13 protein-coding genes and 5 pseudogenes are annotated in these 18572 nt (G+C 56.7%); 12 read left to right on the top strand and 6 right to left on the bottom strand.

Annotation, left to right across the window (positions count from 1 at the left end):
• The 3 genes from AB4Y42_RS40995 to AB4Y42_RS40985 form a co-directional block, all read left to right on the top strand.
• Positions 1-1322: tyrosine-type recombinase/integrase (locus tag AB4Y42_RS40995; RefSeq protein WP_368697505.1), on the top strand; the 1322-nt coding region annotated here is incomplete at its 5' end.
• Positions 1316-2230, top strand: a complete 915-nt coding sequence (locus AB4Y42_RS40990; RefSeq protein ID WP_368697504.1) for a tyrosine-type recombinase/integrase — start codon at positions 1316-1318, stop codon at positions 2228-2230. The genes AB4Y42_RS40995 and AB4Y42_RS40990, both read left to right, overlap by 7 nt.
• Positions 2227-3222: a tyrosine-type recombinase/integrase gene (locus AB4Y42_RS40985; RefSeq protein ID WP_368697503.1), complete on the top strand. Its 996-nt coding sequence runs from the start codon at positions 2227-2229 to the stop codon at positions 3220-3222. Before AB4Y42_RS40990 ends, AB4Y42_RS40985 begins: the two co-directional genes overlap by 4 nt.
• 145 nt (positions 3223-3367) lie before the next feature.
• Here the strand turns inward: AB4Y42_RS40985 and AB4Y42_RS40980 are convergent, their stop codons facing one another.
• Positions 3368-3793 (bottom strand): transposase, encoded by a 426-nt coding sequence (locus tag AB4Y42_RS40980; RefSeq protein WP_368697502.1) that lies wholly within the window; start codon positions 3791-3793, stop codon positions 3368-3370.
• Between the two features lie 507 nt (positions 3794-4300).
• On the opposite strand from AB4Y42_RS40980, the gene AB4Y42_RS40975 reads away from it, so the two are divergent.
• From AB4Y42_RS40975 to AB4Y42_RS40955, 5 genes and pseudogenes are all read left to right on the top strand, one after another.
• Complete coding sequence (locus tag AB4Y42_RS40975) at positions 4301-5374, top strand: saccharopine dehydrogenase (protein ID WP_368697501.1); 1074 nt, start codon at positions 4301-4303, stop codon at positions 5372-5374.
• 187 nt (positions 5375-5561) lie between these two features.
• Positions 5562-5840: pseudogene (locus AB4Y42_RS40970) on the top strand (IS5/IS1182 family transposase); the annotation flags it as partial.
• Between the two features lie 130 nt (positions 5841-5970).
• A pseudogene (locus AB4Y42_RS40965) lies at positions 5971-6165 on the top strand (transposase); the annotation flags it as partial.
• The gene (locus AB4Y42_RS40960) at positions 6129-6800 is read left to right on the top strand and encodes an IS5 family transposase (protein WP_368697500.1); all 672 of its coding nucleotides are present in this window, start codon (positions 6129-6131) and stop codon (positions 6798-6800) included. The pseudogene AB4Y42_RS40965 and the gene AB4Y42_RS40960, both read left to right, overlap by 37 nt.
• A 296-nt stretch (positions 6801-7096) precedes the next feature.
• Complete coding sequence (locus tag AB4Y42_RS40955; RefSeq protein ID WP_368697499.1) at positions 7097-8038, top strand: ATP-grasp domain-containing protein; 942 nt, start codon at positions 7097-7099, stop codon at positions 8036-8038.
• A 112-nt stretch (positions 8039-8150) separates the two neighbouring features.
• On the opposite strand, the pseudogene AB4Y42_RS40950 reads toward AB4Y42_RS40955, so the two are convergent.
• Positions 8151-8635: pseudogene (locus AB4Y42_RS40950) on the bottom strand (integrase core domain-containing protein); the annotation flags it as partial.
• Positions 8636-8651: 16 nt separating this feature from the next.
• Here AB4Y42_RS40950 and dapF point away from each other — a divergent pair.
• Complete coding sequence (gene dapF / locus AB4Y42_RS40945) at positions 8652-9512, top strand: diaminopimelate epimerase (protein WP_368697498.1); 861 nt, start codon at positions 8652-8654, stop codon at positions 9510-9512.
• A 1340-nt stretch (positions 9513-10852) separates the two neighbouring features.
• On the opposite strand, the gene AB4Y42_RS40940 is transcribed toward dapF, so the two are convergent.
• The gene (locus AB4Y42_RS40940; RefSeq protein ID WP_368697497.1) at positions 10853-13150 is read right to left on the bottom strand and encodes a hypothetical protein; all 2298 of its coding nucleotides are present in this window, start codon (positions 13148-13150) and stop codon (positions 10853-10855) included.
• Positions 13151-13155: 5 nt separating this feature from the next.
• Positions 13156-14448, bottom strand: coding sequence for a hypothetical protein (locus AB4Y42_RS40935; protein ID WP_368697496.1), 1293 nt, complete (start codon positions 14446-14448; stop codon positions 13156-13158).
• A gap of 1180 nt (positions 14449-15628) precedes the next feature.
• On the opposite strand from AB4Y42_RS40935, the gene AB4Y42_RS40930 reads away from it, so the two are divergent.
• The gene (locus tag AB4Y42_RS40930; protein WP_368697495.1) at positions 15629-16387 is read left to right on the top strand and encodes a 4'-phosphopantetheinyl transferase superfamily protein; all 759 of its coding nucleotides are present in this window, start codon (positions 15629-15631) and stop codon (positions 16385-16387) included.
• A 172-nt stretch (positions 16388-16559) separates the two neighbouring features.
• Here AB4Y42_RS40930 and AB4Y42_RS40925 read toward each other — a convergent pair whose 3' ends face one another.
• The gene (locus AB4Y42_RS40925; RefSeq protein WP_368697494.1) at positions 16560-16820 is read right to left on the bottom strand and encodes a hypothetical protein; all 261 of its coding nucleotides are present in this window, start codon (positions 16818-16820) and stop codon (positions 16560-16562) included.
• Positions 16821-17276: 456 nt separating this feature from the next.
• On the opposite strand from AB4Y42_RS40925, the pseudogene AB4Y42_RS40920 reads away from it, so the two are divergent.
• Positions 17277-17471: pseudogene (locus tag AB4Y42_RS40920) on the top strand (transposase); the annotation flags it as partial.
• Positions 17435-18115, top strand: a complete 681-nt coding sequence (locus AB4Y42_RS40915) for an IS5 family transposase (protein ID WP_368697493.1) — start codon at positions 17435-17437, stop codon at positions 18113-18115. The pseudogene AB4Y42_RS40920 and the gene AB4Y42_RS40915, both read left to right, overlap by 37 nt.
• Here the strand turns inward: AB4Y42_RS40915 and AB4Y42_RS40910 are convergent.
• Positions 18108-18344 (bottom strand): annotated as a pseudogene (locus AB4Y42_RS40910) (ABC transporter permease subunit); the annotation flags it as partial. The gene AB4Y42_RS40915 and the pseudogene AB4Y42_RS40910 sit on opposite strands and share 8 nt — an antisense overlap.
• Between the last annotated feature and the right edge of the window lie 228 nt (positions 18345-18572).

Below are 18572 nucleotides of genomic sequence, written 5' to 3'. Positions count from 1 at the left end.
CGAACACCGATTCCGGAATTCCCCGAAACCGTTCGACTTCAAGCGAAACGGCTGTTCACCTTCCTCCGGAAACCCTGTTCGACTTCAACCGAAATCCGTGTTCGGCTTCGCCGAAATACGCACCAGGTGCACTCGGGCCGTATCTCGACGAGTTCACCGCGGAGCTTGCAAACTATGGATATGCACAACTTACGATTTCCGAATACGCCGCGTCGATAGCGCATTTTGGAGGCTGGCTTGAACGCCATCGTATAGCTGTCGACGCGATTGATGACCAATGCGTAGAGGCGTTTGCAGCCCATCGATGTAGGTGTCCGGGCGGACGTCGACAGCAGTCTGTTTCTCGGAAGTATGTACGACGGGTTGCGTCATTCATTGGGTATTTGCGGCGCCGCGGCATACTTGACCCGGCTGAGGATCCTGTTCGCGTCGAACCACCTTCTGTGCTCGATGAATTCTGTGTCTGGCTTCTCCATCATCGCGGCCTGTCGCTGCGGACCATTGACCGGCACAAACGCCTGATCTGCAAGTTGCTGCCGGCGTTGGGCACCGACACGACGCGATGGGACGCTGCAATGGTGCGCGATGTCATCACTGCCGAAGTGAAGCGCAACAAGATTCCCAATGCAAAGTGTGTTGTCTCGGCGTTGAGGATGTATCTGCGGTTCCTGGCGTCGGTCGGCCTGTGCCGCCCAGGACTGGACCTCGCGGTGCCGACAGTTGCACACTGGCGGCTCTCAGCGCTCCCTAAGTACCTGGTGCAAGCGGACATTGAACGTATCGTTAATTCATGCGACCTCGAAACGGATACCGGTGTGCGCGACCATGCGATTCTGCTTCTCCTGGCCCGTCTCGGTTTGCGTGGCGGAGACATCGTAAATCTACGTCTTGACGATATCGACTGGCGCTTGGCGGAACTCCGGCTCAGAGGTAAAAGCCGTCGAGAAGTCCGGCTCCCGTTGCCGCAAGATGCTGGTGACGCATTGCTCAAGTATCTTGTGCGAGTTCGACCACCGACTCCAGTCGATCACGTGTTCCTGTGCATGAATGCGCCGTGGCGACCATTTGCGACCTCTGCAACCGTGTGTTCGATTGTTGGCTTTGCGTTATCCCGCGCCGGTATTGCCGGCCCTCCATCGAGGGGGGCGAATCTTCTGCGGCATTCAATCGCGACATCAATGCTGCGGGGAGGCGCTACGCTGGATGCTATCGGGACAGTTCTAAGGCATCGATCATCCGAGACAACGGCGCACTATGCGAAGGTCGACATAGCTTTGCTGCGCGAGATCGTCCAGCCTTGGCCGGGAGGTGCGTCATGCTAGCTAACGCCGTAAGCCGTTATGTCGAGCTGCACCGTGCCATGGGGTTCAAGTACCTTGCCCAGGATCGGCTCCTGCGCAGCTTCGCGGTGTTCGCCGATGCCCGCGAGGACGGATTCATTCGAACGCAAAGCGTCATTGACTGGGCGGGACAGGCTCCATCTGGAGCACAACGCCGGAATCGCCTGCTTACCGTACGACGATTCGCATTGGCAATGCAGGCGGAGGATTCACGCCATGAGTGTCCGCCATGTGATGTATTTGGTCATGAGTCTCATAAACGCGGTATCCGGCACATCTATTCCTGCGCCGATCTGACCAAGCTTCTGGCTGCAGCGGCGCGACTTGAACCTGCGGGGTCGCTGCGCCCGGCAACATACGTTACGTTGTTCGCGCTGCTCGCGGCAACGGGACTGAGAATCTCCGAGGCTCTCGCGCTGACGATCGACGACTTTACTGATGACGGACTCGTCATCCGGGCGACCAAGTTCAGCAAGAACCGGCTGGTGCCGCTTCATGAGACCACCGCTCTCGCGTTAAGTGCCTATCTTGCGAGGCGCTCGCGGATCGGAGACTCCGATTCGACCTTCTTCATTTCTGCGGACGGGCATCGCCTCTGCTACGACACAGTTATGTCCGTGTTTCTAAAGCTTGTCCGATCAATCGGACTACGCGACGGTCCCGGCAGACCAGGGCCACGGATTCACGACTTGCGCCATACGTTTGCCGTGCGATCACTGGAACAGTGTAGTGGGGATCAACGATCTGTAGCGCGACATGTGCTTGCTCTCAGCACGTACCTAGGCCACGCCCACGTGGCGGATACCTACTGGTATCTACAGGCTACGCCGATCTTGACGACACAGATTGCCGCTGCTGGCGAAGCTCTGTTCTCGGGAGACCAGCCATGACCAAGCTCGCACATCATCTCGGATGCTTTCTACGCGAGCATTTGCCGCATGAGCGCGGCGCCAGCGCAAACACGTGCGATACGTATGCATACGCCTTCCAGTTGTTGATCTGTTTTGCGGCAAAGCGTATGCACACTCAACCGTCTCTACTTGAGATTGATCAGGTTGACGCTCCACTGATTCTCGCATTCCTGGACCATCTTGAGAATGTACGACGATGCTCGCCACGGACTCGGAACGCACGTCTCGCAGCAATCAAATCGTTCTTCCGCTACCTCGAATATCATGATGTTTCGTGTCTCGACCAAGCACGGCGAATTCATGCAATCCCCCAGAAGAGAGCCGACGAAGCGCTCGTCGACTACCTGACTATGCCAGAAATGCAATCGATTCTGGATAGCCCGGATTTGATGACTTCAATGGGTATTCGCGATCGTGCCATGTTGCATCTCGCCTTCGCGGCGGGTCTTCGAGTTTCAGAGCTGGTTCAGTTGCGGATCGACCAACTGGAGCTTTCGACGCAGGCCGCGATTCACATCTACGGCAAAGGGAGGCGAGAACGTATACTCCCGCTATGGAAGCAAACCGCAACGGCGATACGTGCATGGCTTGCTGTGCGAGCGTCAGCGGGCGACCCAGAAGTGTTTCTGAATGCACGCGGCAGCGCGATGACACGCGCTGGCTTTGAATACATCCTGGCCAAACACGCGAAAGCTGCGGCGGTGCTACAGCCATCGCTCGCGAAGAAACGCGTCTCGCCACACGTACTGCGGCATTCCTGCGCGATGCATACCTTGCAGGCGACGCACGATGTCCGCAGGGTTGCGCTGTGGCTCGGTCACGCCAAGGTTCAGAGCACGGAAATCTATCTCCGCGCAGACCCGACAGAGAAACTGGATGCGCTCGCGGCTGCCGGAATTCCGAACCTTCGGAGAGGACATTTTCGTCCCCCCGATGCTTTGATTGAGATGCTGAGACCGGTCAAGCACTAGCCCGTTATGCGCAGCGCCATCATGCCTAATGCTCGACATGTCCGACGGACTGGTGACCAACTGCGCATAACCGGCAACACCGCATAACATCGCATATCCGTGATGCCCGCGACAAGCCAGATACGCGTACCTGTTGGCAGAGAAATCACGAGCGCAGGCTCTCCAAAACCGTTCGAAGCATCTCAGCGTCGACAATACCGTCGACCTTAACCACTGCCCGGCCGATCCGAACCTCGATTGAACCAGCGGGCACAGCCGGCCGCACGATCTCTGGCTCTGGCGGCGCCGGAGGTTCATCGACCGATGACGCCTCGTTCACGATCGCCACCGGAACGAGTTGCACCGGCTCGGCTTGCTGTTCCGCCAGATACCGGCGCCGCCACGCGAACACGAGGTTCGCGTTCAAGCCGTTCTCACGGGCCAACCGGGCGATTGACACCCCTGGTTCGCAGGCTGCCTTCGCCAAGCGACGTCGGAATTCGGGATTATGGTTCGGGCGACCTTTACGGCTGCCGGGCCTCTGTGTTGGCTCTGACAAAGTGGCGTCCATCACTTCGAAAATGATGGACATCACTTTGATGCCGATCCCTGCAGCCGTCTACGACGGCCGCCGCGAGCCGCTTACTCCCCGTCAGCCGTCTGACAGGTAGCAAAATACTTGAGCCAACGAGCCTAGCTCGGTAACAAAAATCTTGAGTCAATGCGCCGGCGGCGGTTGTAGTTGAAGCCAGACAGTCTGCCGTTACTAATTGCTTTGGAAATCTGTGGATTTATTAACACGTCCTGTCTCAGTTGTCGCATTTGCGACTTGAAGGTGTTATCGATCGGTTCGACGCCCGACCGGAATACGGGCCTCAGAAGGCGCCATATATGTCCGCGCAAGCTGCGACTGAAAGGAGCCGTATCGCCTTTGAGAGCAGATGTCGTCGAGCGTAGTCCGATCCGTTACCGGAAGCTGGCATGGAGCTTGCCTCGGTCGCTGTGTCAATCCGTTACACGAAGGCAGTCTTCGGCATCTGTATCAAGCAATTCTGCCACTCTGGACTGCGCTCGTTCCGTACCAACTGGAGATATGTCAATGAAAAACATCTGGCTCCGATCGGAATCCAAGCCATTTGAGCGGCGAACGCCACTTACGCCAACCAACGCGGCTTTTTTGATCAAGAGGGGGGGTAGAGTGACCGTCGAACGTTCGAATATGCGGTGTTTCGCAGATGATCAATATGAAGAAGTCGGTTGCGAAATCGTCGCGCCACACTCATGGCAGCACGCGCCGTTGGACGCTTACATCCTAGGACTGAAAGAGCTAAGGAGAGATTTCACTGAAATTCGCCACACGCACATTTATTTCGGTCATGTTTTCAAGAAGCAGACGGGTGCGACTGAGGTGCTTGCCCGGTTCCGAAGAGGCGGAGGTACTCTACTTGATCTCGAGTATCTGCGAGACTTTCGTGGGGTTGAGCTCGTCAGTCGGGGAGTAAGCTTCTGGGCAGGGGTGTGCGGTGCGGCTGTAACGCTTGAGCTTATGGAGAGAAAACTAGATGGCGCAGCAAAAGCGGATCTTGCGAAGCTCTTTTTCAATGATTTCGAAGAACTCGTGGAGAATCTGCGAAAGGGGATAGAGAGCATAAGAAGTATGAGGATTCTCATACTCGGGGCGGGAGGAGCGACTGGTTCAGGAGTCAAGCACTTACTGAATTCTCTCGAAATACGTCACGAGTGTTGGGGAAGAGTCGAGACGGCATCCAAACCTCGAAATGAGTTATTGGACTTTGATTTGCTATTTAACTGCATCCGTTCAGACGAAACCACGTCAGTACTGCTTGACGAAACAATGCTTGAGTCACCACATCGGCTTTCCATGATCGGCGACGTAAGTTGCGACGCGGCTAGCCCATACAACCCGATACGAATTTATCACGAGTCAACCAATTTTATCGAACCAATTCAAAGATGTGGTAAAGAAATCGGTGGCGTCGACGTCGTTGCTATAGACAACGTTGCGTCGTTATTACCTTTCGAATCCAGTGAGGCTATAAGCAACGAGTTATTTCCCTTCCTGTGCGAACTTGGGGCACCCGGGAGCTATGTGGCCGGATCTGCATGGTCAGTGGCGCACCAGCATTTCTCTGCAAGTCTCGTGACGGCATGAATGATACCCAGAAGTCGGCACGCTCATCCTCATTGAGCCGGACCACGCAACACACGCTATGACGCAGAGCGAACCATATCGAGCTTTCCAAATTTTCGCCGATTGCTCACTTGCTTCGAGCGACCCACGTTCATCGGTGACGCTTTTGTACGCGCAGCTTGATGGCGGTGCGCGTGAACGAGAGCGGGAATCGAGCACGGACAGCCCCGGGCGCACTTGTTTCGCAAGAGCCGGCGCACCGGTGTGCGCTGCTTTGCTACATCGGCCATCTGCTCACGGATACTCGGCATGGTCTGGCGGTGAACGCGCAGCTGACTCATCGAGCAGATCTTCGGATGGGGCAACACGGTCGGCCGGATTCGTCAGGCGAAGTATCGCGGTCGCGAGCGCGCCGAGCGGTTGTTCCTCCTAACTCAGGCGGCCTACAACCTCACGCGTGCGTACGCTCGCGAGCAGAACGGCGTAGAAGCGAAAATCGAGGAGACGGCTTTGGTTCCACCTTAGTTAAGAGACCATTTCAAAAAGACCCCAAGGGGGCTGTTAACCTTTTCGGCAAGCTGTTAACCTTGGTCGTCTGAACAACTGGAACCAAGGGGATGGGCGCACCGATCATTGATGACGAACTGTGGGCATTGATCGAACCTTTGCTACCGCCGCCGAAGCCGCGTCGCAAGAAATACCCGGGGCGGCTTCCGATTTCAGACCGGGCTGCGCTGAACGGCATCCTGTTCGTATTCAAGACCGGAATACGCTGGTGCGACCTTTCAACCAAGCTGGGATTCGGATCGGGGCCGACCTGCTGGAGGCGTTTGCGCGACTGGCAAAAGGCCGGCGTGTGGAGCGCGTTGCACGAGTTGCTGCTCGCCAAGTTACGCGAGGCCGGCGAACTCGATTTCTCACGGGCAGCGGTCGATTCATCCTCGGTGCGAGCCGTTGGGGCGGGCGAAAAACTGGCCCGAACCCCACCGATCGCTCGCGACCAGGTTCGAAGCATCACATCCTCGTCGACGCCAACGGCGTGCCCATCAGTGCAATCCTGACTGGCGCGAATCGTAACGACGTTACCCAGTTGCTGCCGCTCATTGACGCGATCCCGCCCATTCGCGGCGTACGCGGCCGACCGCTTCGCAAGCCCAAGGTCATCTACGCAGATCGCGGCTACGACTCCGAGCCGCATCGTGAGCGGCTTCGTGCGCGCGGTATCGAACCGGTGATCGCCAGGCGCCGTACGGAACACGGTAGCGGACTCGGCAAATTCCGCTGGGTGGTCGAGCGGACTCACGCATGGCTGCACAATTTTCGTCGTCTTCGCATTCGCTTTGAGCGTCGAGCCGACATTCACGAGGCATTCCTTAAACTTGGTTGCTCGCTCGTCTGCTGGAACATCTTCAGACGTGCCGAGCAGTCTTTTGGAAACGGTCTCTAAGGACGCAAAGCATATTGATTGCGAGCCAGATAGTCGACTAGGTTCACATCATGTTGAGACGAAGTTCCAACGCTCAACACGTTAGATCCTGAAACTTGGCACCGCATTTCCCAAGAGAGAATGATGGCGCGCCTTCGGGACAACATTTATATAAGGCATGCAGATCACAATGAGATGCATCGAAAAAATGGAACAGCGCAAGCATTTGCACAATTCAGCAAGATGTTTTTTTCAGACTGTTCGCCGCGACGCCTTCAGGCATCCGTGGCGAATCGCAACCTTTTGAGAGGTACGGTATGTCAAAGCGCGATATTGTAGTCGTCACAGGCGGTATTGGCCCAGAGCGCGAGGGAGCACTCGTCTCTGGCGATACGGTAGCCAGTGCAGTGGCAGAGCTCGGACACAATGTTTCAGTCGTAGATTTTCAATCCATAGACGACCTAATTACATTACCAAAAGATGCAATCGTATTCCCTACAACACACGGCTGGTTCGGCGAAGATGGCAGACTGCAAAGCGTGCTTGATTTGCAATCGATCCATTATCTCGGATCAGGCGTAACCGCCAGCGCCATCTGTATGTACAAGCCGGCATGCCTTCAGATTGCGGATGCCCTTCATATCCGCTGCCCACCGTGGACCCACTTGTCGCTCCAAGCCCGAGCAGACGAAGAGGCAGCGCGAATTGTGACGCAGCTTGGCAATCAGCTCTTTGTGAAACCGTCATCAGGCGGCTCAAGCCTTGGTGCTACTTCGATAGATGGTCGTGATGCGTTGGAGGCTCATATCCGAGGATTGCGGTCGACAGACGACTACATCGTCTGTCGACGCATCGTCGGTACCGATGTCTCAGTTGGTCTTCTCACCGTTGAGACGCAGCTAATCTGCCTACCAATGCTTGCGACGTTTCATGAGGCAGAATTCTACGATTACGAGGTGAAGTGTAATAGTGCACTTCATCGGCACGAATGCCCCGCTCCGATACCAAACGCGGCTAAATCATATATGGAGAGCGCGGCGCGGCGTGCGTTCGAGGCAATTCCGTGTTCAGGCTTTGCCCGGGCTGATTTCCTTGTGGATCAATCGGGAGACCCTTGGTTCCTAGAGATCAACACGCTCCCTGGGATGTCGCGTCAAGGAATTTTCGCGACGATGGCATCCGCAAGTGGTCTCTCGTACACTGATCTCGTTTCCTCAATGATCAACTCACACATTCCTCGCAATGGATATCGTCCTTAACGCGGCTGCGCCTGAAGACTGGCATCCGCGCCACGACTGAATATCCGTTCCGCGTGCTCCAGCAATAGTTCGGTGGAGTTGTCCCCTGTAACTCCAGGACACGCGGAAATCGTTAGGATGATGGCAGTGCAAGGCGCCTGAACTTGAGCGGCGAGCGGTATTTCACGGCTTTATGCGGGCGGCGCTCATTGTAGTGTTCAAATTTTCAAACGCGATAGCCAGACGCGAGAGCGCCGTTGTTGAATCGGGCTTGTCCATATAGGCGACGTAATTATGCTTCATCGTCTTCACGAACGATTCGGCCATGCCATTACTCTGCGGCGAACGGACCGGCGTGGTCAGCGGCTCAAGTTCCAGCTCGCGAGCGAAACTGCGTGCGCGGTGGTCGATGTAGCCCGAGCCGTTGTCCAAGAGCCATTCGATGGGCCGAGTAGTCTGCGAGGTGCCGAAGCACAGTTGGACGGCGGCCAACGTCGCCTCGCCCATTACATCACCCCTATGGCCGTCGGTCGTCGCCGCCCAGCTGATCGCTTCCCGGTCGCAGCAGTCCAGCGCGAACATGACGCGCAACGGCGTGCCATCGTCGCACGGGAACTTAAGATAGAGTCACGAAATGACTAAAGATCTCTTCACGCTTTTCCATTCCCAAGAAGACAGACGCTTCATCAAAGTGCATGGTCTGGGAAATGACTTCGTTCTGGTGGACGGACGAACCGAATCGTTTAAACCCGATCGCGAATTGATCGCAGGTATTTGCGATCGCCATCGGGGAGTTGGTGCCGATCAGTTACTGGTCGTGGAACAAGCATCTTCGGCGAGCGCAGATGCGTTCTTGCGCATTTACAATGTGGACGGGATGGAGGCGCAGACATGCCTGAATGCCACACGTTGTGCCGCGCGCTTGCTCTTGGCGGAATCCGGTGCTGCTAGCGTCGTGGTAGAGACACTTGGGGGCATTATAGAAGCCTCGTTCAAACGCCATAATCAAGTGTCGCTAAAGGTGCCGCGTCCACGCTGGGGCTGGCAGGAAATACCCTTGTCCCGCGCCAATGATGGGTTGCAATTGCCAATCGAATCCGGCCCTTTGAAGGGGCCGGTAGCCGTGAACATGGGTAATCCCCATTTGGTATGCTTCGTCGGGGACTTCGACGAAGTAGACATTCCGCTCTACGCGCCCGCATTGCAGAGGCATGTGATGGTCCCGGAGGGCGCGAACGTCGGCGTCGCTCAACTTCTGTCACGGGAACGTATCAAGCTGGCTGTTTGGGAGCGGCCAGGTATACTCACCCAAGCGTGTGGAAGTGGTGCCTGTGCCGCGGCGTTAGCTGCGCGCCGACTGGGGCTATCGGAGTCGAATTATTTTGCGCTTCAGATGCCTGGCGGCGAACTGGCGGTTGAGGTGCTTTCCGACGAGACTACTCTCTTGACCGGGCCTGTGGCTGTGTCGTTCACAGGTCGCCTGCGGGTAAGTTGAAGTGTACTTGGAGATGCCGGCGTCATATGGTGGCTGCTTCATCGAAGTAGCCGCGAATGCGAGCGTAAAGCTCTGGGTGACAGCGGCTAAGCTCACACCAATTTGCGCGCGGTACACATGGCCAATGACGTGACCGGAGCCCACGACCTTCCAACTTGAACGGACCAGGAGGGAAGAGCATGCTGCGGCGTCGCATAAAAGAATTCGCTGCTTCGCAAATCCGCAGCGGCCGAATCTCTGCGTCGAAAGTCCCCAGAACCGTTATATGCCGTGGCGAACGACCCGCTGTGTCAGCCGAGCTTGGGAATCGGAGAGCTCATTTAAGGTATTCGTACCTTTCGTGCAGTGGGGGGTTCGGACGAAAACTTGGACTACCTTGGAGGTATTCGGTTTGCCTCCTGCCCTGCTCCGTCCGCCGGTAGGTACAGGCGCGTGCAGAAGCCGAGTGAAAGCCGCCATAGGCGGCTACGTGGCATCCCGGCGTCGGGCCTAGCCGTCAGATCGAGTCCCGGCTAATACATCTAAGCGTGAAATATGAGTCCTCTCCTGGGCATCAAACGATCGCCCGAATAAGTACAGAGGAGTCCAAACGCTAATATCGACAATCATTCGAATTTCCGCACGCGCACCGCGGACCACTCACACTCGACCACATCGGTGCCCGGCGGCGATGAATGTGTACGGTCGCGAGAGACCGAGAACCCAAGGGATGACCGGCCAACGCTTATGGCGTGCGCCACTGGCGACAAACTCGAGATGAACAGCGCATCTCTACATACTCGTCGACCGCAGCTGCTGCGCAGCGCGAACGACGCAGCAAGCCGTCGGGAGTCTAAACCAGCCATCGTTCCGTCAATTGCGATCGTCTTCAATGGCGGAACCCCACCCGGGTATCGGTCGCGGATGATTGGACCCGGTCGAGGCCGACCGCGCAACACTCCCCTCCACTACGCCAATTTGATCGCGGGCAGGAGGTGCACGCGAGTTCGATACCTCGCCGCAAACGCCGACACCGTTGCGACGACGTTCTAGATGATCGACCTTCCGAGGACTACCCCGACAATCCGCTGGCAACCACTTGTCATTTGATGGTCGATTTGCAGGTCGCAGAAGAACAAAACCCCGCAGAGCCTAGACTCTGCGGGGTTTCGCCACCATTGCTGGCGGAGACGGAGTCCAACGGATTGGGGGCTCATACGAGAGCCTCGACCTTAGCCTAGCTAATTATAACGGGAAGACGGTAGCCGATGAGCCCGCGCGATCCCGCGACCAATGCCCCTTCATTTTGCAGCGACGCTCAAGCGTGTCGCCCCACTGATAAACGTTAGCAAACACACACGTTAGCTGATTTCTTTGGCGAGCATGCCGATCCAGCCCGGCAATTCGAGTGCTTGCCGACGGACCTCCGGTATGTGTTCCCTGTGTAGAGTGAGCCGATTCATGGCCAATGCAAGCATAAATTCTGGAAGAGCTTCGCCAGCAGGAGCGTCGTGCAGTCGTATGAGACGCAATATAAGCCGCTGCATGTCACTGCTCATGTCGAGGCTTGCTGCAAAGTTGAGCTCCGGTTTATAGGCCGCTCTGAGCAACGCCGCCTGAATTGCAGGGTCGTTAAATCGGGTAAAGTTAGCAGGTGCAATAAGAGTCTGCTGAAAAAGTCCGCTGACAAGGCTCGTCTCGCTATTCTTTGTAGCGCCCGTACGACATGCTTCAAGAAACGCCGCGACGCTCATGAGCACACCGGCGCCAAGATCATTTCCGGCTATGGCCGTCTTGCTTTTCCAGAGGAGAAACCCCGGCGACATGGCAAGTGCATTTCCGCGATACGACGGCAGGAACGCCAGTTCCCCGGGTAACCCATTACCGGCGCGAAATCTTGCAAGTCGTTCCTCAAGGCGTGGTGGCACTTCGATTCCCTCGTCGGCGCAGGCATCGACGACGTCGGCCAGAATTCTCGACTCCTGATACCAGTCAATGTCCTGATCAAGCTTGCCTGTCGGCAACGCAATGGCGCACTTGAAGTGATAAGCGCTGTCATCCGCGTTCGATTGCAGATCCGCGCGAAGCTCATGCAAGCGCTCCTGGCTTTCGGGAAGTATCGCGAGGGAAAGATAGAGCCGCGGCCCCTTGGGCTGTATGACTCTGAGCGCTGCGCTGATCTGCTTGAAGATGAAGCCGTTGCCGACAATTGGAGCGGCTATCACCACTCCGGCGTTTCGTATAAAAGCGGTCAGTTCCCCGCAAGGATGGTCAAGATCGTAGCTACTCACGACCTGCACGATCGCTGCGGGAGAGGCCCACTGAAGCAGTTCCTGGATCCTTTCAGCCATGCGCTTCGGCTCCCCTTCGTCCGGGCGCCCGCCTTCCAGCGTGTCGACCGGATATACGACTACGGCGTTTCCTGCCGCAGCGTAGTTGGTCAGCCAGCTACGTAAAAGGCACTCTCCATTCTCGTCGTCGACGCAGTAGCGATCCACCAGCGAAGCGAGATCAAATGATAGAGACCAATAGGACTTATCGTCGGGACGCCGCCGGGCAGCAAGCGCGATGCGGCCTTGCGCAATCTGGGCAAGTTGGCTTTTCCTGCCATCGTCAAGAGCCCCGTGAGCGAGCCTTGCGCCTTTCGGCCGAAAGTTCTGGCTAAGGAAGCGCTCGCCGATTATCTGGACGGATTCGCACCCTGGCGGCACCTCGGTAATGTCAGTCTCGAAACGCTCCCGTAACCCCTCAAGCGCTGACGAGCCAAACAGCTTACGGGGAATAATAAATAGACACTTGCTCTGGTAGAGCGCGGCTTGCTCACTGCTCATCGCCGCGTTCGGCTCCAGACCAAGGACGGTGTGGAATGTCACATGATTCGACCCGAGCTTGTCCAGTAACCCTCTCTCGAGCCCTCCCGACGTTGACGCAGAAATGATCGTAAATGCCGGCCCAGATTCTATGGAGTCCTCAGATAATCCATCGTAAGAGCGAAAGCTCTCAACGATATAGCGGCGCTTAGGATCTTTGCCCCGCCTCATGGTCGCCAACGCTTGCGCTAACGGCCATATAGACATTGAGTCAATCAGAATGCGGACCTTGCGGTCATCGAGGCCGTCGCAATATGCCCGGAACGGCTCGAGCAGCCGGAGAGCGAGGAGTTCGATCGACTCCGTGCCGCTCAGGAGACTCTCCGCACGGATGAAATGCGAGGAATGCCGGTTAGACAGCTTGGAAAAGTAAAAGCCTGGCGGTGCCGCGGCGACGACTTTGCCGGTCTCGAGCTCCGATGTGATCAAGCTTTTGACTGCTGGCAGGAGCATTTCCTTCGCTCCATCAACTGCCATCCGATCTTCAGTTTTCTTTTCTACATGACAGATGTAGCCATTTCCGTCAAAGGAAAAGAGCCGAACCCGGCATAGTCTGCTGATTACCTCGATCGAACTACGGCTCTCCGCATCGCTCTCTGAAGCTTCCCGTAGAGAGCGCGCCGTTTCAACGGTGGCGAGGATCAGGAGTTCCGGCGTGATGACATTGCTATCCGCCCACTCCTTGAATTTCTCTCTTATTTCTTGCCATGTCGGGGAGTCGGTGCCGAGAAATAACAGCAGAGCATCCCGCGTGAGCGCTGTAGGCCCAGAAAATGGAATGAAAAGCATGTCTGTCAGACTGGCAAAAGGATGGAGTAGGCCGTGCCTTCTACTGGGCCAGCTTCATTTTGAGACCACGGACGGAGAAAAAAGACCATCTCTCCATCTTGCAAAAAGACGTGGGTCCCGTCGGGTAACTTGAGGTAGTCAGCGGAGGGACCGATCCTCTTCAGCTGAATTTCGATGTCGTTTATAGCGGACTGTGTACCAAAGAGAAATCCAAGTCGGCCGGTCCTGAGTCGCAAAAAACCATTGCGCTTCCGGAGGAGGCTGGCGACGCTGAAGAGGCCGATTCCACGCAGGCTGTTGCCGGAGCTGGTCCTCCATTTCTTGAAGCATTCGATGACCGCATCTTCCTCTTCCTGCACACTAATCTCGTCGATCTTTCCGAGTGAGCGTTTGTTGTCCTGCCGGTTAGCCAGCCAGCGACGCGCAAGGCCCGGTCCGGAGTCCACCATGGATAGTTCCACGAAGCTCAGTTTTCTTATCGTGCCGGAATGTGAGCTTGGCGGTTCCTCTCTCGCACGTTCATGTGTGGTGAGATTATGGATAAGATAGCTCTGAATATGAGTGTTGCCGCCTGCGAACATGGGCAGGTTATCTTGATCAATGTCGATCAGTTTGAACGTCACGGCACGTATGCCCCTCGCGTATTCGACGCCATGCTGGTCGACCCTCGCCCACCAGTCGGAATTCTCGACGAGCTCTCTAACTAAGTGAGCAAGAGATTCAGTAACCTCCCGCACGTAACGCGCTACCCATGCAGGCGCAAGCTGCATCAGGATGTCCTGTATGATGACGCGGACATCTCCCTCGCGCTTCACCTTCCATTTCGACTCGTAAAATTCGTAGAAGGGGCGAATAAACTCCCGTTTGCCGCCTTGGACGCAGATCAGATTAGCTCGGGTCTCCAGCGTTCCATGCGTATGCTGGAAGTCAAAGTTTTCCATTGCATCGAGGAAATCTGAATATCCCTTTGCTTCCCTCCGTTTCAGCAGATTACGATTTGCATCGTAGAGGCGTCCGGCGAGAACCCAAGCGGCCAGGAAGTAAGGCAACCCAAGTTGCTTACGCAGTTCTGCCTCGAATGAGCCGGTCGTAGATTCAAGGTGGGAAAAGACGGCGACACCCGATCGTTCCGCCAAGCGAGCCCACGTAACGACGAACTGGAGGAGCGCCGATTCCGCACAGAATGACGTCACACCCCTTGTTGTCGCCGGGACTATTAGCTCAAGCTCCGGCTGCTCCTGAAGGGCAAGGATTGCACGCTCGACGCTTTCGATATCAGGCTCAGGTAGTTTCATCATGAAGTTCCGGTGAACGCGCCGCAATCACGACTCCTCCGCCGGACGGAGCTGGGGATCAGGAATTTTATAGGTATCGCGGCCCTCCTCGGGGATTTCGTACGAGGGAGCCGAGTCGGCGGAGACGAGGAGGCAAGATTTTCGGCTACGAGAGAATCAATGCAGAACTTGTCAACCGCTGTTGCAGATTCGAATCCCCCACGCCCACCAAAGCATCAAACAGCAAGCCCGGTCATGGCGACCGATTTTTTTTGCGTTTCCGTTGATATCTGGCGCAATCGCTGTGAGGATCGCAAGGGGCAAGTCGATCGCCCCTTCACGTGCCTAAAGGGTCAGGTTCCGGTTGCTCCGCCCCTTCAACCCTAGAAGCCTTGTTCACCCCTGAATGCTGTGCAAGTTGTGTGCGCCCGAGCGTTGTCGTCACCACCTGAGTACGGTTCTGGGCGCAGCACCGCCTCGCATGCGGAAAAGTCCGCTCCCTTCCAAAGTGACCCACCCATCGTGTGGGGGCAAACGTGGGGGCAAATTCGGCGCTCCAAAGGAAAAGGACTTACGGCTTGCACCGTAAGTCCTTGATTTTTCTGGTCGGGGCGAGAGGATTTGAACCTCCGACCACCTGCACCCCATACGGAATGGCTACTATCATTCCATCGATCCTGCATCGCATTGATATAAAATGTTTTTCGATACCCAAGCGATTTTCTAATATCGACCAGTTTTGAAGTGTTGATCTGCCGCGCCGGCGCTAGTCCGCGCCACAGTTCTAGAGTCCCGGACGAAGTGCCTAGAATCGGCTGTTGACGGTAAGTCCAACACTATGGGGCGGACAACGTTGAGCAAATCGCTCGACAATCGACAGCAGATGATGCTGCCGACGTTCGGAGGGATCGATGTTGACGGATCAGCTCGTACAGCTGACGCCACAGCGCACCAGATCCGTCACTCATTCGGCGAAGGCAATGGCACTGGTACGCACGTCGTTTGAGTCTCTTTGCCACTCCTTGCGGCAATGTTTTGCGTGGCGATCTGCCCGTCGTTACGATCACTATCGGCTTCCGTCATGAACGACCCATTTTACCCCGCACCATTACTGCGACAGAACCTTCGTGGCAATTCGGCCCGGGCCCGGGCACCTGTTCCCCGCGCAGCAACCGCCTGTTGTCGTCACTACCGGAGTGAATCGATGCTCGTCCCTGCGACGTCGGCGTTCAATGTGCGCGAACTCGCTGCACCGCGTGCATCCGCTGCAGATATTGAAATTTTTTGCGTCACCTTCGATTTTCGCGTGACGCTCGACTGTCCCGCATTCGCCCCGCTCTCGGACGATGAGCGTGCGAAGGTCGCGCGCTTCCGACGCCACGACGATGCGCTGCGTTATGCGATGACGCGCGTCGCGCTGCGTCAGTTGCTTGCGGAACGAACAGATTTGAAGGCCAGTGAATTGCGTTTCGAGCGAGACACCGGCGGACGGCCGCGCCTCCATAAGTCGATGCAAAGTGGGCCCGGTGGGCAACTCGACTTTAACGTTTCGCATTCGGAGCAGTATGCTCTGATCGCGATTGGCCGGCAACGGAGGGTCGGTGTCGATATCGAATTTGCTCGTAAAGACATGAACTGGCGGAAGCTCACGTCAGCGGTGTTTGCGCCGCGCGACGAGGCACACGTGACGGCTTTGCCGATGCATAAGCGAGCCGACGCGTTTTATGACGTATGGACGGCAAAGGAAGCGATGTTGAAGGCACTTGGCGCCGGCATCGGAGGGGGCATGACGTGGTTTTCGGTACTTGGCGACAGGCAGCACGAGCCACGCATCGTGGTAAGCGAGGAGAGCGTACGCGATCGCGACGTGATTGCGAATCTCGACGCAGTTTGGCTTCGCGCCCTGAGCGGCTATGCCGCGTGTGTCGCGTGGTCGCGCGACGCGGCTTGGTGGGATGCGTAGGCGCAATATAGCTCGAGCGAAATTTGACACCGGTCAAAGTCTGCGGCTGGGGCGAAGCGTAATTGGTTCGCGCCGGGCCGCTATAGACGGTGACCGAAGGAGGCACCAAAGTGAGTTGCCCATGGGGCGTAGGATTCATCGCGTACCACGTCGCCTCACTGCATCGATGCCCCTATTCGTCGAGATCAAAAAGTGCGCCGTCCGCGGGGCGCGTGAGTGCGTCGTTCATCATTTGGCGAAACTCACTCTCGTCCCATTCTCCGCGCTCTACGCGGTGGAGCACGGCTTCGCCAACGAGCATGACCTTGCGTTCACGATCGACGCGGCTCTGCCTGTACGTCTTCCGTCGCGCGCGGTCGGAGGCCTTGCGTGCTTCCTTCAGTGCCTTCAGTTTTTCTTCGGTAGCCGCGACGCGACTCTTGAGTAGTGTCATATCCGTTCCAGAAAAGAGGGGCGAGTGGTTCCGGCCGCCAGACGGTCATCGGCGATTGTCAGGTACGGGCTCTGATAATCATGTAGCCGGCCTCACGCCGTTGCGGTGAAACGGCGGGCGTAGAGTTGAGGTTGCGAGACCCACTTGACGCACAGGAGGCCGGGATGGACAAGTTTAGCGGAATCGGCCTGCACTCGAATAACAGTACGTCACCCAAACTCCGTCGACTGGCTTCTGAGCCGCAGTGCGTTATGGATCGTCATCGACGAAGTCAGCCAAGTTGACAGTGCCTTCGTATCGTATCCGCGTTCCCGCGGTCCGGTTGGTCGGGTTATCCACAATTTCTGTGGGCATTCGTGCGAACCTAAGAGACCATTTCAAAAAGACCCCAAGGGGGCTGTTAACCTTTTCGGCAAGCTGTTAACCTTGGTCGTCTGAACAACTGGAACCAAGGGGATGGGCGCACCGATCATTGATGACGAACTGTGGGCATTGATCGAACCTTTGCTACCGCCGCCGAAGCCGCGTCGCAAGAAATACCCGGGGCGGCTTCCGATTTCAGACCGGGCTGCGCTGAACGGCATCCTGTTCGTATTCAAGACCGGAATACGCTGGTGCGACCTTTCAACCAAGCTGGGATTCGGATCGGGGCCGACCTGCTGGAGGCGTTTGCGCGACTGGCAAAAGGCCGGCGTGTGGAGCGCGTTGCACGAGTTGCTGCTCGCCAAGTTACGCGAGGCCGGCGAACTCGATTTCTCACGGGCAGCGGTCGATTCATCCTCGGTGCGAGCCGTTGGGGCGGGCGAAAAACTGGCCCGAACCCCACCGATCGCTCGCGACCAGGTTCGAAGCATCACATCCTCGTCGACGCCAACGGCGTGCCCATCAGTGCAATCCTGACTGGCGCGAATCGTAACGACGTTACCCAGTTGCTGCCGCTCATTGACGCGATCCCGCCCATTCGCGGCGTACGCGGCCGACCGCTTCGCAAGCCCAAGGTCATCTACGCAGATCGCGGCTACGACTCCGAGCCGCATCGTGAGCGGCTTCGTGCGCGCGGTATCGAACCGGTGATCGCCAGGCGCCGTACGGAACACGGTAGCGGACTCGGCAAATTCCGCTGGGTGGTCGAGCGGACTCACGCATGGCTGCACAATTTTCGTCGTCTTCGCATTCGCTTTGAGCGTCGAGCCGACATTCACGAGGCATTCCTTAAACTTGGTTGCTCGCTCGTCTGCTGGAACATCTTCAGACGTGCCGAGCAGTCTTTTGGAAACGGTCTCTTAGCTTGTTGACCTCAATCTGGATGCTGTAAAAGATAAGAAGCATGAGCACAAGGTCCGGTACAGATCGGATCAAGGTCGTATATGCCAGACCGATTGTGCGAAAGCCACGATTCTGCGATAGTTTCGCCACGGCACCCAAGAGGCCCAAGACAAACGCGGCCGCGAGGGACAGCACCGACAATTCGATTGTACGGACAGTACCGGCCAGCAGCTGCGGGCCAAATCCGAATAAAAACACACTCGTCTCCATGCTTGTCGTAGATAAGTTAACGGCTAGAAGGCCGCGCAAATCTCCCCATGCGGTCACCAATCAGTCATCCCGGACGGCAAAGAGAATTCAGACGGGCCGAAAGGAGCACCCCCCACCTGGCGCACGGTCCTTTCCATTCGTTATTTAAACAGGGCTAATTCGAATAGAACCGACGTGCGGCAGCAAATCGGCCAGCTTTTTGCCGCCGAACTCCGT

Origin of the sequence: Paraburkholderia sp. EG286B, from assembly GCF_040965655.1 — a bacterium.
Taxonomy (GTDB): domain Bacteria; phylum Pseudomonadota; class Gammaproteobacteria; order Burkholderiales; family Burkholderiaceae; genus Paraburkholderia.
This window is presented reverse-complemented; position numbering and strand designations above follow the sequence as displayed.

Bases quoted from the DNA above. Each gene is read 5' to 3' on its own strand.
- AB4Y42_RS40990 (WP_368697504.1), top strand. From the start codon at position 1,316: ATGCTAGCTAACGCCGTAAGCCGTTATGTCGAGCTGCACCGTGCCATG.
- AB4Y42_RS40985 (WP_368697503.1), top strand. From the start codon at position 2,227: ATGACCAAGCTCGCACATCATCTCGGATGCTTTCTACGCGAGCATTTG.
- AB4Y42_RS40980 (WP_368697502.1), bottom strand. From the start codon at position 3,793: ATGTCCATCATTTTCGAAGTGATGGACGCCACTTTGTCAGAGCCAACA.
- AB4Y42_RS40975 (WP_368697501.1), top strand. From the start codon at position 4,301: ATGAAAAACATCTGGCTCCGATCGGAATCCAAGCCATTTGAGCGGCGA.
- AB4Y42_RS40955 (WP_368697499.1), top strand. From the start codon at position 7,097: ATGTCAAAGCGCGATATTGTAGTCGTCACAGGCGGTATTGGCCCAGAG.
- dapF (WP_368697498.1), top strand. From the start codon at position 8,652: ATGACTAAAGATCTCTTCACGCTTTTCCATTCCCAAGAAGACAGACGC.
- AB4Y42_RS40940 (WP_368697497.1), bottom strand. From the start codon at position 13,150: ATGCTTTTCATTCCATTTTCTGGGCCTACAGCGCTCACGCGGGATGCT.
- AB4Y42_RS40935 (WP_368697496.1), bottom strand. From the start codon at position 14,448: ATGATGAAACTACCTGAGCCTGATATCGAAAGCGTCGAGCGTGCAATC.
- AB4Y42_RS40930 (WP_368697495.1), top strand. From the start codon at position 15,629: ATGCTCGTCCCTGCGACGTCGGCGTTCAATGTGCGCGAACTCGCTGCA.
- AB4Y42_RS40925 (WP_368697494.1), bottom strand. From the start codon at position 16,820: ATGACACTACTCAAGAGTCGCGTCGCGGCTACCGAAGAAAAACTGAAG.